This is a genomic window from Nostoc sp. NMS9, from assembly GCF_017114995.1.
GTDB lineage: Bacteria > Cyanobacteriota > Cyanobacteriia > Cyanobacteriales > Nostocaceae > Nostoc.
In genome coordinates this window covers 80,098-93,216 of record NZ_JABXKL010000032.1, presented here as the reverse complement: position 1 = coordinate 93,216, position 13,119 = coordinate 80,098, and the positions used below count along the sequence as shown (strand labels likewise).

Annotated in this window: 10 protein-coding genes; 4 read left to right on the top strand and 6 right to left on the bottom strand. The window is 42.5% G+C overall.

Annotated features, from left to right (window positions below):
* Positions 1-95: 95 nt before the first annotated feature.
* The 3 genes from HWQ40_RS11135 to psbQ all read right to left on the bottom strand — a co-directional run bounded on the left by HWQ40_RS11135 (position 96) and on the right by psbQ (position 2,733).
* Positions 96-947, bottom strand: a complete 852-nt coding sequence (locus HWQ40_RS11135) for an alpha/beta fold hydrolase (RefSeq protein ID WP_292777671.1) — start codon at positions 945-947, stop codon at positions 96-98.
* A 131-nt stretch (positions 948-1,078) separates the two neighbouring features.
* Positions 1,079-2,203, bottom strand: coding sequence for an FAD-dependent oxidoreductase (locus tag HWQ40_RS11130; protein WP_292777670.1), 1,125 nt, complete (start codon positions 2,201-2,203; stop codon positions 1,079-1,081).
* Positions 2,204-2,277: 74 nt separating this feature from the next.
* On the bottom strand, positions 2,278-2,733 hold the full coding sequence (gene psbQ / locus HWQ40_RS11125) for a photosystem II protein PsbQ (RefSeq protein ID WP_292777669.1): 456 nt from the start codon (positions 2,731-2,733) through the stop codon (positions 2,278-2,280).
* A gap of 360 nt (positions 2,734-3,093) precedes the next feature.
* Here psbQ and HWQ40_RS11120 point away from each other — a divergent pair, with 360 nt between their 5' ends.
* From HWQ40_RS11120 to HWQ40_RS11105, 4 genes are all read left to right on the top strand, one after another.
* Positions 3,094-3,522: a hypothetical protein gene (locus tag HWQ40_RS11120; RefSeq protein WP_292777668.1), complete on the top strand. Its 429-nt coding sequence runs from the start codon at positions 3,094-3,096 to the stop codon at positions 3,520-3,522.
* Between the two features lie 77 nt (positions 3,523-3,599).
* The gene (locus HWQ40_RS11115) at positions 3,600-4,775 is read left to right on the top strand and encodes a hypothetical protein (protein ID WP_292777666.1); all 1,176 of its coding nucleotides are present in this window, start codon (positions 3,600-3,602) and stop codon (positions 4,773-4,775) included.
* A 197-nt stretch (positions 4,776-4,972) separates the two neighbouring features.
* Positions 4,973-6,412 (top strand): NB-ARC domain-containing protein, encoded by a 1,440-nt coding sequence (locus HWQ40_RS35620; protein WP_334981283.1) that lies wholly within the window; start codon positions 4,973-4,975, stop codon positions 6,410-6,412.
* Positions 6,406-8,202, top strand: coding sequence for a tetratricopeptide repeat protein (locus HWQ40_RS11105; protein WP_334981281.1), 1,797 nt, complete (start codon positions 6,406-6,408; stop codon positions 8,200-8,202). Before HWQ40_RS35620 ends, HWQ40_RS11105 begins: the two co-directional genes overlap by 7 nt.
* 550 nt (positions 8,203-8,752) lie before the next feature.
* On the opposite strand, the gene HWQ40_RS11100 is transcribed toward HWQ40_RS11105, so the two are convergent.
* From HWQ40_RS11100 to eboE, 3 genes are all read right to left on the bottom strand, one after another.
* Positions 8,753-10,246, bottom strand: a complete 1,494-nt coding sequence (locus HWQ40_RS11100) for a catalase (RefSeq protein WP_292777665.1) — start codon at positions 10,244-10,246, stop codon at positions 8,753-8,755.
* A 208-nt stretch (positions 10,247-10,454) separates the two neighbouring features.
* Positions 10,455-11,828, bottom strand: coding sequence for an alkaline phosphatase family protein (locus HWQ40_RS11095; protein WP_292777663.1), 1,374 nt, complete (start codon positions 11,826-11,828; stop codon positions 10,455-10,457).
* 15 nt (positions 11,829-11,843) lie between these two features.
* On the bottom strand, positions 11,844-13,070 hold the full coding sequence (gene eboE, locus HWQ40_RS11090) for a metabolite traffic protein EboE (RefSeq protein ID WP_292777662.1): 1,227 nt from the start codon (positions 13,068-13,070) through the stop codon (positions 11,844-11,846).
* Positions 13,071-13,119 lie beyond the last annotated feature (49 nt).

Here is a 13,119-nt window from a genome sequence, read left to right as displayed (position 1 = left end):
CTCCACTAATTGATTCTGATTCCTGAATTCTGAATTCTGACTCCGGAATTCTGACATTCATTTTTATAATATCGATTTTTGCCAGAGCTATATTGTCAATGAGCATCTTTACGACGCACAAAGGGTAAAAGATCTTCCAAAATCGCCTCGTGGTAGTGTTCTTGAGGATAATGTCCGACGTTATTAAGTTTTATTAATTCGGTATTTGGTACGGAATTGGCAAAGTTTTCAGCAATGTCTACAGGTAGCCAAGGGTCAATCATACCCCATTGAATCAGAATTGGTTGTTGCCATTCTTTAAAGCCAGTTTGTATTTCTGTCATGGCTGAATCAAGCTGTAAATTGCGAATACTTGCTAAGAGACTTCGACCAGATGAAGAAGCGGTTAAAAATGGTTTTCGATAAATATCTAAATCCTTATCTCCTATGCGATAACGGCTTCCACCTTCTAGTGTCCGATCGACTAACAAGGGGTCTTGGGTCATGACTTCACCTGCTAAAGGTAAACCCATTTGTTTAATTTTCCAGGGTAATTTAGCAGCAGTTGAAATTGGTGTATTTAAAATAGCTAAATTAGCAATTTGTTCTGGATGACGCAAAGCATATTGTAGTCCTACAGAACCTAAAAAGCCTTGGACAACTAAAGAAAAATGTTCAAGTTCTAGGGATTTAATAAATCCTTCTAAAGCTGTGATAAAAGCATCGGGAGTGTAAGCAAAATCTCGTTTTTCTGGTTTGGCAGAAAAGCCGTAACCAATCCAATCTGGAGCGATCGCTCTTGTCCCCTGATTCGCCAAAGCAGGTATAATATGACGCCAACTGTAACTTTGTGAAACTAAGCCGTGTAGCAACACCACAGGTGCTAAGTCACTTCTACCGATTGGTAAAGATTCCCGATAAAACCATTCCAGTGAATCTACATTGATTTTATGTTCTTTTATTGACACGTTATTTTCCTATATTGGGCATTGGGAATTGGGCATGGGGCATGGGGCATAGGGAATTGGGCATTGAGTATTGTTTGTTATTCTTCTGCTACTCCTCTGCTCCTCTGCTCCTCTGCCTCCCCTGCTCCCCCTCATCCCCCTGCTCCCTGAGAAATAATCATCTCACGAATCGCATAAGCTGTAGCGGGTGCTAGTAAAACGCCGTTACGATAGTGTCCGGTAGCTAGGAGGACGTTACTAAACCCTGGCAACTTACCAATAACTGGGGCCGGGCGTCCTTCAGGGCGGGGACGTAACCCCGACCAGGTGCGGAGAATAGTTGCTGTGGCTAATTCTGGACAAAATGCGATCGCTTGTTCTCTAATAGATTCCAATAGTTCTTGATTTGGCGGTATCTCATCGCCCTTGCTAGGAAATTCCACTGTTGCGCCTACCCAATAATCTCCATCGCCCACAGGAACAATATGGACATCGTTACCCGTTATCGCTGGCTGGAAGTCGGGATTGCCTAATCGATGTCCCACACGCATTTGCAAGGCTTGCCCAAGTACGGGGCGGATATCAATTATCTGATTTAATTTTGCCGTTAGGGGTGTTGAACCTAATCCTGCTGCAATTACAAACCAATCAGCGGCTATTTTTCCTTCTGTAGTCTCAAGTTGATTGCAAAATTCAGGTGTTGAGGTTGGGGCATCCAAAACAGTCACGCCAAATTTGAAAGTTACACCATTTTGCTGGGCAGCCTCAACTAAAGCTAAGGTGAGGGCAGTTGGATCGATCTGGCGATCTTGCGGAGAATAGACAGCGCCAGTAACTTTTTCGCGTAGGCGCAGCCCGTCGTAGAAATCGACTTGAGGACAGATATTCTCGAGTTTAGCCGTGTCCCAAATTTCTAAATTCCAGCCTTGAGAGTGGCGAATTTCTACTAACTTTTCCCATGCTGACATCTCCTCTAGGGAGGAATCAGACAAAAGCATGAGAATTCCCTGACGATTAAAAGGAATTTTGCGACCTGTTAAAGCTTCTAGTTCAGGAATCAAAGTCTCATAGCGTTGGATGCTAGTTTGTCGCATCTGCCAAGCTTTGCCCTTGATTTTTTGGCTGATTACGCCCATTAAAACGCCAAGTGCAGCGCCCGTGGAAGCTTGTGCTGGTGCTTGCCGATCGCAAACTGTGATTTTCAACCCTTTAACTTGACTCAGTTCGTAAGCGATCACAGCCCCAACGACACCACAACCGATAATAACTACATTCATGACTTGTACTTAAAGTGAGGAGTGAGAAGTTAGAAGTTAAAAATTCCTAACTCCTAACTCCTAACTCCTAACTCTTAACTCTCTTCTGTTTTCGGAAGCAGTTGGAGGAATTTGTCAATCTCTGCGAAAGCAGCTTGGGATTGATTCAAGGCAATTAGAGGATTGCCAGCACTAGTAGCTTTATCGAGTTTAACCAGGTCTTTAAAAAAATCTCGCGTTATTTGACGTGCTGTGGGTTGGTCTTTGGGTAGAAGGTTGGGAGTGACATAAGTCAGATTCAGCTTTGCTTCTGTTATCGGGCCATGTATAAAGTTACGCACATTGATCCAATCACCTTTTTTAATCAGAGTTGTCAATTCTTCTGAGCGATCGCGCACAGCCTGAATTTCAGGAACATAAGCCTGAATTTTTTCAAGTTGTACTGCTGTGTAAGTCGGAGGTGCCACCGCAACACCAGGGCCACCACAACTAATCAGGAATGTGGCCAATAGTACTAGGAAAAATGAAAAAATCGAGCGTTGACGCACCATATATTGAACTTAATTGCTTTTTGTTTACCGATTAACAGTGTCATTTTAGATCGCTAGCGCAGTCAATCGTTCTTGTCAGCCAAGGATTTTGCAGAAAATCTTGATATTTTCTCCAAAGAGCAGAGTTCCGTCTGCTTTTGAGTAATTTTTAAGTACAATTACTTAATAGGTGTTAGGCAGTCCCAACAAGAAGCGATTTTTGGCTTCTAGTTAGTAGCGAAAATTGTTAGGGAAGTATGATTTAGAGTTGCTAAATCTTAAAGGTCTTGATAAGCTGAAACACCAATCATATAAGCCTTCTGGCGGTTTTTCTGTCTTCACATCCCCGAAGATGCCGACGCAATATAGGAGTGTTTTTTAGTGAACGCAGCTGAACAGGCAACGAACCTTGAACTCGCCAGCAACATTGCTACAGTGGTTAATTTGTTCAAATTCGAGTTTCCTGATGCCAAATCCGATCTCAAACCCTGGAAAAATGACCCGGAAACTAGGGAGTTAGTTGATCCAGATTCTATAGATATTGGTTTTCACTTTCCTGGGATTAGCAAATCTTGGCGAAGTCGTAGTATTTTAATTCAAATCCGATTTTATCAAGATCCCATCAATAATTCCCGCCGGGCGATCGGCGTGGAGGTGGCTGGATTCGATCATCGCGGCGAAGCGTGGCGACTTTCTACGGTAGAAAACTGGAGTGTTGTCGGCGCATCTTCGCCTTCTAGTGAAATCGAGGAGAAGCTCAAACAGATTTGCCGACAGATTTTAGAAGTTTTTAATAAACCAAGTGAATGAAATCAACTTGTGTCAGAGAAAGTAGTAAGGAATAATACAGAGGAAAGCTTTGCGTAGGCGTAGCCACCCATATCACAATGACCACTGTAATATTTGTACATGGCACAGGTATTAGGGAACGAGAATACAACGAAACCTTTCAGATAATTGAGCAAAAGATTCACGCCCAACGTCCTGATATCAAAGTTGCTCCTTGTCTTTGGGGTGGATTAGGTGCAAAGTTCAATGATAATCGGGCATCAGTACCCTTGGAAGATGCGACACTGGCTTTATCTCAAGGAGAAGAAGACGCAGATATTGTGTTGTGGGGGCAATTATACCGCGATCCTCTGTATGAATTACGGCTGTTGTCTTTGAAACCGATTGAGGCAGGAAATCCCTTTGGGGAAGAACCAGGGGATGTTTTACAATCTCGTGTAGCGAGTCTCACTCCGGGATCTCAACTGCAAGCTAAGTTGCAAGAGGCGGGAATTGCAGAGGTATTTGAGCCAGCACGAGAGGCGGTTATCCACAGTGAACCGTATGAACGGGCATTGCTTACAGTTTCCGAATCTGATTTGAGTGAATATTATGCACCAATAGCTAGAGCAATTGTCGCTCAAGCAATGTTTATTAGCGAACAGCAAGAAAAATTTCCCCCCATACTCACCGATGCCCAATTGCGGGATAAAGTTGTGGAATTGCTGACTCTGGCTTTGACAGAGGCGGAGTTAGGATTGGGTGGCTGGTTATTAAAGCCACTTATTGGACTAGCGTTGCCAATCGGAACAAATTATGTCAGAGGAAACCGCCTTGAGTTAACTGATAAAGTCTCGCCTATGCCTGGTGATATTTTGTTGTATCAGACGCGGGGTGAAAAAATCAGGGCATTTATCCAGGAACAAATTGTCCAAGCAGAACCGCCAGTGGTTTTAATCGCCCATAGTTTGGGAGGTATCGCTTGTGTAGATTTGCTAGTGCAGCAACAGTTGTCTCAGGTGGAATTATTGGTAACAGTTGGTTCCCAAGCACCATTTTTATATGAGATTAACGCCCTCTACAGCTTAGAATATGGGCAGTTATTGCCAGAGCATTTCCCGGAATGGTTGAATATCTATGATTTACGGGATTTTCTTAGTTACGTGGGTAATAGAATTTTTCCTGAGCGAGTGCAGGATGTGCGAGTGGATAGCAGACAACCATTTCCCCGTTCCCACGGAGCTTATTGGACAAATGCCAAAACCTGGGAGGCGATTATTTCGAGGTTGCCATAATGGTTTACCCCACCCTAACCCTCCCCTTATAAAGGGGAGGGAACTAGATTTCTTTTTTCCCCCCTTTCCAAGGGGGGATTAAGGGGGGTAATTCAAGTGTCTATACCGTAGATTCCCTGCTAGGGAAGGGGGTTAGGGGATTAGGGGCGTTAGGTCATTTTCCATAGGAGGTGAGAAACTAAATCATCATGCAGTTGATGGCTAAACCTGAGCGGACTTTTGGGTTAATTGTGGGTATTGAAAAGTACCACGAAACTGCTTGGAACGTGACGGGTGGGGGGCCAGCCGATGATGCGCTGAAATTTGCTCATTGGCTGTATCGGCGCGGTGTACCGAGAGAGAATATCCGGTTATGTTTATCAGCACTGGAAGAAAATCATCAGTTAATTGGGGAATATGGGTTAATTGTAGAGAAGGCAACAGAGCAAAATATCTCCGACATTGTGACTAACTTTTTATCCCCAAAGTCGGGGGATTTACTCTACATTTTTTGGGCGGGACATGGTTTGATTACCTCAGAACGAGAGCGTCGGTTGCTTTGTGCTGATGCAAATAAACAGAATTGGCAGAATTTAGATTTGAATTCTTTATTAGTTTTGTTGGGTTCCGATAAATTTAAAATTTGCAATCATATTTGTATTATTGATGCCTGTGCCAATTATGTTTTAGAGTCGAAGGGAAGACCAACTAATTTAGGTGGCAAAGCTTTTTTGAGTGGACAGCCAAAGCAAGATAGTCAACAATTTGTGTTACTGGCGACGCGTGAAGGAGAAAAAGCTAAGGTAAATTCTGAAAATAAAACAGGATACTTTTCTCAAGCTGTGCGGGAGGCTTTAGCCGCAGCTAATGGGACTTTTCCGCCGGATATGAGGGAAGTTACTGAGGGAGTTAAGCAGCGATTTAATAGTTTAGATAAAAAACAACTGCCAACTTATTTTTATTCCCGTAGTTGGGATGGAGATATTGAAAAATCTCATTTCAACCCGTTTGATATTCCGCATAATATCCAACAGAGTCAAGCTCGTAAGTTTGTTGGGAGGGATGAGCAAATAGAACAATTGCGTCAGCTATTGCAAGTAAATGATGTGGTGGCTATTACCGATGTGACTGGACAAGGTGGCGTGGGTAAAACAGAGTTAGCTATTCAATACTCATGGCAATATTTGGAAGATTATTCTGGCGGATGTTGTTGGTTAAATCCCCAAGGAACTGATTTAGGAACCCAGTTAATCAACTTTGGCATGGTTCATTTCTCTAACTTCAATCCTCTTGAGCAATTAGATGCAAGAGGTAAAGTTTTATATTGCTGGAAGAATTGGCAACCAGGCAAAGTTTTATTAATATTTGATGATGTCAAAGACTGGATGCAAATTCAACCCTATCTACCACCTAAAGGTTCTCGGTTTAAGGTGTTAATTACCACTCGTCAAAACACAGGGTTAACATATCCATCACTGCCGTTAGGTGAATTGTCACCAGATGCAGCCTTAGAATTATTAGCAAAGCTATTGGGGGATGAATATGTTCAACAGGAGATGGAAACAGCAAAAAAACTTTGCGAATTAATGGGTTATATACCCATTGGACTTTACCAGATAGCTGCGTATAGTCGTAAGCCAGGGAGAGTATTATGCTAGCAGACATTCTCGCACAGCTACAAAAGCAAGCATCAGCAGGTGAGTCTGGTGTAGCAGCAGCTTTTGAGTTGAATTGGCAAAGCTTGGAACCAGAGGCGCAAAAATTGGCTTGTCTGTTGAGTTTGTTTGCCTTGGCTCCTATCCCTTGGTCTTTAGTAGAATCAGCAGCAAATTCTAGCGATTTGGAATTTGACTTTAAAGCTAACTGCATTGTTTTAGTTGAGCGTTATTTGCTGCAAGAATTGGCAGAAGACACCTACCAAGTTCACGAACGCATTCGGGAATTATTGCAGCAGAAGTTAGAAGAGTTATCGGAAGTTGATGAACTCAAGCGCAGCTATTGTCAAGCAATGGTAGCCGTAGCGCGAAGTATTCCTCAGACACCTACATTGATAGAATTTGCTGAAGCAACCTTGGCTATCCCTCACCTTGAGGAAGCTGCCACTGTTTACCAAGGTTGGTTAAGCAATGATGATTTTATCTCTCCTTTTTTGGGCTTGGGTAGATTTTACCAAGGTCAAGGAGGCTACGCACAAGCCTTACCTTGGTACGAACAAAGTTTATCAGGTGCTAGAAAACGTTTTGGGGATGAACACCCCGATGTGGCAACTAGCCTGAACAATTTGGCATTCCTCTACGATTCACAGGGAAGGTACAGCGATGCCGAACCTTTGTACATCCAGGCTTTGGAGATGACAAAACGCCTGCTGGGAGATGAACACCCCTCTGTGGCAACTTGCCTGAACAATTTGGCAGAACTCTACCGTTCACAGGGAAGGTACAACGATGCTGAACCTTTGTACATCCAAGCTTTGGAGATGACAAAACGCCTATTGGGGGATGAACACCCCAACGTTGCAATTAGCCTAAATAATTTGGCAGCACTCTACTATTCACAGGAAAGGTACAGCGATGCCGAACCTTTGTACATTCAAACTCTGGAGATGACAAAACGCCTATTCGGGGATGAACACCCCAACGTTGCAATTAGCCTAAACAATTTGGCAGCACTCTACGATTCACAGAGAAGGTACAACGATGCCGAACCTTTGTACATTCAAGCTTTGACGATGAGAAAACGCTTTTTGGGAGATGAACACCCCTCTGTGGCAACTTGCCTGAACAATTTGGCAGAACTCTACCGTTTACAGGAAAGGTACAGCGATGCCGAACCTTTGTACATCCAAGCTCTGGAGATGACAAAACGCCTATTCGGGGATGAACACCCCAACGTGGCAACTATCCTGAACAATTTAGCATTACTCTACGATTCACAGGGAAGGTACAACGATGCCGAACCTTTGTACATTCAAGCTTTGACGATGAAAAAACGCCTGCTGCGGGATGAACACCCCTCTGTGGCAACTAGTCTGAACAATTTGGCAGCACTCTACAAATCACAGGGAAGGTACAGTGATGCCGAACCTTTGTATATGCAAGCTTTGGAGATGGACAAACGCCTATTCGGGGATGAACACCCCAACGTGGCAACTTGCCTGAACAATTTGGCATTACTCTACAAATCACAGGGAAGGTACAGTGATGCTGAACCTTTGTATATGCAAGCTTTGGAGATGGACAAACGCCTATTCGGGGATGAACACCCCAACGTGGCAACTTGCCTGAACAATTTGGCAGGACTTTACCATTCACAGGGAAGGTACAACGATGCCGAACCTTTGTACATCGAAGCTTTGAAGATCGCTGAACAACGGTTGGGAGCAAATCATCCCAATACAATAACCATTCGTGAAAATCTGGAAGACTTGCGGCGGAATCGTCAGCCTTGATTCAGGAGAATGGTTGCTTTTGTCTGGCGTTGGTTTGAGTAATTTAGGTAATCTGTACCGACTGCATTACCCGCCTGGAATTCAAATCCTAGTCTAATAAGTAGGCAAGATAATTAATTACACAATGCGATCGCAAATGCAGTGAAGCAAAATAATGTGATCGCAACGCCTACAACTACTTCTCTACAATATGCTCTGCGAAGGGAGCGATCGCAATAACTGTAAATTTTTTTGTTTATCTACTTAATGAGCCTCTGAACTCCATTAATGAGTCTTTAAAGTGCATTAATGAGCCTCTGAACTTCGTTAATGAGTCTTTGAACTGCATTAATGAGCCTCTGAACTCCGTTAATGAGTCTTTAAACTGCATTAATGAGTCTTTGAGCTTCATTAATGAGCCTTTGAACTCCATTAATGAGCCTGTTTTAATTTATCAGATCCCCGACTTCTTCAAGAAGTCGGAGATTTAAATTTAGCTTAGTACGTAACGCACCATCCAAGTTTTCGGTGCGTTAGCCTACGGCATAACACACCTTACGAAACTACGAGACTACCAGCTACCTACAGGTTGAGCGATCGCAGAAAACATTGAGGGATCAATTGAAATGCCCAATCCCTCAGCTACACGACGACCATAAGAAACATCTGCCCGGAAGAAGTGGCAAAGTTGGCGCATTTGGATGTCCTGTCTCGCTTGAGAGAGACTGCCAACAATATTATGAGCAAGACGCTCTTGCTGTTCAGGAGTTAGTAACCGATACAGATTACCTGCTTGGGTGTAATCGTCGTTTCCTTCACGATGACTGTAACGATCAACTGTGACATCACCCAAATGACTAGGTGGTTCTGCATAAGCTGGATTTTCTTTGGGCGTACCCTCAGTACTATTCGGTTCATAGTTAGGAGCGCTACCGTGGTTGTTCCCCGGCGCCATAAAGCCATCTCGCTGATAATGCATCACTGGACATTTGGGCTGGTTAACGGGTAGTTGCTGATAGTTACCACCCAAGCGATACCGTTGAGCATCTGGGTAAGAAAATATCCGAGCTTGCAGCATTTTGTCTGGAGAGAAACTAATGCCAGGAACCACTGCACTAGGGCTAAAAGCGGCTTGCTCTACTTCGGCGAAATAATTCTCTGGGTTACGATTTAGCTCTAATATCCCGACTTCGATTAAAGGATAATCTGAGTGCTTCCAAACTTTGGTTAAGTCAAAGGGATTATCTGGATGTTTGGCTGCTTGCTCCTCAGTCATTACCTGAATAGACATCCGCCACTTAGGATAGTCTCCTTGAGCGATCGCTTCAAACAAATCGTGAGTCGCATGATCTGGATCTTCGCCCTTAATCTTAGCCGATTCTTCCTCCGTCAAGGTTTGATGCCCTTGCAGATTCTTAAAGTGAAATTTACACCAAACGCGATCGCCCTCAGCATTAATTAAACTGAAGGTATGGCTACCAAAGCCGTCCATGTGTCGATGGTTTTTCGGAATTCCCCGATCTGAAAACAGGATTGTCACCTGGTGAAGCGATTCTGGACTGAGTGACCAAAAATCCCATCTTGCATTATGGTCTTTGCAATTAGTTTGGGGATTGCGCTTTTGGGTATGGATAAAATCAGGAAACTTCAGTGGGTCACGGATGAAGAAAATCGGAGTATTGTTTCCTGTAAGATCCCAGTTGCCTTCTTCGGTGTAGAACTTGATGGCAAAGCCTCTAGGGTCACGCTCGGCATCTGCTGAACCCTTTTCTCCTCCAACTGTAGAAAACCGCAAGAGAAGTTCCGTTTTCTTGCCAATTTCAGAAAAAAGTTTGGCTTTACTGTAGCGGGTAATGTCATTGGTAATAGTCAAAGTGCCGTGAGCAGCAGCACCTTTAGCGTGGACAACTCTTTCAGGAATACGTTCTCTGTTGAAATGAGCCAGCTTTTCTAAAAGATGAAAATCTTGTATTAATACAGGCCCGCGCGATCCAGCCGTGAGTGAGTTCTGGTTATCGGCAATAGGAATACCGTCAGCAGTTGTCAAGTTTTGGGGTTCAGTCATGGTTAAAGAAGCTCTCCATGTAAGTTACTCAGATTGCCCACAGTACATTTTAGTCAGTAGATAGACGGATGCCTACTGATAGAACAATCTAATTCATAGTCATAACGAGTTTATATATAAAGCATACTCGATATGATTATGAATTACAAGGAATTTTTTTGTATTTTGGTTAAGATGTAGAGCCGATATATCGCATCTATACTGCCTTTCAGGTATTTAAATGTTTGAGAATCAACGAGCAAATATCTGTCGCCTCAATTTGATGTTCATTAACTAGGTGAGTTTGATGGGTGATAAATAGAGGCCCTTCATCTGGAGAAGTGGTGATATTACCGTGAGAGCCACGCACCAGGGAAGCATCCAGAGGAATCACGTCCATGAGGTAGCGAAAACCTAGTTGTTTCTTAAGTAACTTAAGAGCAATTTTTCCTTGAGGAAATTTTATTTGCGGATCGAGGAAAAGTTCTACAGGATCGTAACCAGGTTTGCGGTGGATATCTACAGTTCTAGCAAAATCAGGCGCTTTTGCATCATTGAGCCAATAATAATAGGTAAACCAAGCGTCAGATTGAGCGATCGCAACTAATTCCCCCGATCTAGGATGATCGAGATGGTAGGCTTGTTTACCTTCTTCATCCAATACCTGCGCTACACCTTCAGTCGCTTCTAAAAGCGATCGCACTTTTGGGATGTACGCAGGATCGTTCACATAGACATGAGCAATTTGGTGATCGGCAACGGCAAAGGCAATACTAGCACCAAAATCGAGCATTTCTCGCTCTAATTCTTCTCGCACAACAATTAAACCATTTTCTCGTAATACACGGTTTAAATCCACAGCTTTAGAAACTGGCGTAATGCCATACTCAGAAAGAATAATTACTTGAGTATTTCGTGCTTGATAATATTCAATTAAATCGCCACAAACAGCATCAATTTCTCGCAAATCTGCTTGAATCTGTGTTTGATTGTTACCAAATTTTTGCAGACAGTAATCTAAATGTGGTAGATAAACTAGTGATAGTGTCGGGCTGTAACGTTCCTCAATCCATTTTGCAGAATTGGCAATCCATTGACTAGAACTAATGGAAGTTTTTGGCCCCCAGAAATCAAACAGAGGGAAGTTTCCTAAATCAGATTGAATTTGCGATCGCACATCACTAGGATGGGTATAAATATCAGGTAATTTTCTCCCATCTGCGGGATACATCGGGCGCGGCGTAATGGCATAATCTACTGAAGAATACATGTTGTACCACCAAAAAAGGTTGGCACAAGTGAAGCTTGGATCGATTGATTTAGCTATTTCCCAAACTTTGGGAGCTTGCACTAGTTTATTAGATTGTCGCCAAAACTTCACTTCACATTCATCGCGGAAGTACCAACCATTAGCAACAATTCCATGTTCATCAGGCAATTTTCCTGTTAAATAAGTAGCCTGAACCGAACAAGTTACAGCAGGTAGCACTTTTTTGATAGGAACCACTTGCCCAATAGCCGCCCAAGAAGATAAAAACGGCGTATTTTCTCCTAGTAAGCTGGGCGTTAACCCCACGACATTTAGAATAACTGTTTTCTGCATCAACTTAGTTCCTTCTTAATTTGAGGCGAATTCTTTTAATACCCACTCATATTCTCGCTGAATAGAAGTCAGTAAATCTATCTTTATTTCTGATGGCAATACATCCCAAGTGTAAGTCTCAATTTCTAAATGTGAGCAAGCATTGTTTGTTTGAAGTAGATGCAAAACAGTAGCAATGTCATCTTGCGTAGATTGCAAAATTTGATAATCATGAATAAAAATTGGGACATGAAAGTGAGTGCGCCATTCTTCAGCTAGAGATTGCTCTAAATGTGGTAATGCATTTATTAAATCAGGATAGTGATGGAATGTACCATCGCTATGACGTTCTATTACCTGGTGAAGATAGGTAGATTCAGCAAAAGGACGTAAACGCTCAACTATCAAACTACGCTTCTCAACCTCAGCAGGTATTTTTACTTTAATTGCAGCGCTGATTTGAATTTTGCCAATCTTAATTCCTGCTGATTGCAAACGTGTAAATACAGACTTTGGCTGCTCATATTCAACTGAAAAATGGCAGGTATCATAGCAAATACGAACGTGTTCTAGCAATTTAGTCTCTGCTAGACTCTGGTCAATATTTAACTTTTCTGATAAGTAATTACCGCCAATTGGCAATAACCAATTTTGATAGAAATCAATTACTTCTGAAGTATTTTCAATTAAACCATCAGGCTCAGGTTCTAGATCAATATGAAGTATCTTGCCTGTTTCTTCACGGATGCGAATCATTTCTACAACAACTAATGCTATGTTAAAACAACTCTTTTTCAGAACAGTCTCGAAAGTTCCTTGGTCTTTTACCCACCAAGGTTTATAGGATAATGGTAGTGTAGAAATTCCACCATCAAGTCCTTGGGGTAATAGACTAGCTAAAATATGTGCCAAGTTTAATGTATAATCAGCCCGTTCTTGTGTAGACCAATCTGGCGCATAAACTTGGTCTTTTACCACCTGTCGATGAAATCCGCCATAAGGGAATCCGTTTAAGGTGAAAACATATAAATCTTGTTGAGTCAGCCAAGCTTGCAATTGAGCTAAGTTATTACTTTCTAAAAGTTGTTTTGCGGCAACATTTGCTAACCTCAAGCCAATACCAAAAGGTTCTGTAGGCGATAAACGTGATTTGAGTTCGGGAATATACTTTTCTAGATTGGCGAAAACCTCTAGCCAACTTTCACCAGGATGAATATTGCTGCAATAAGTTAAGTGAAAATTATTGTTTTTTGTAATTTTCATTTTCTAGCCCTATCCCTTGTATCTGTAATCTGTTTTCTTTGGCTTATAC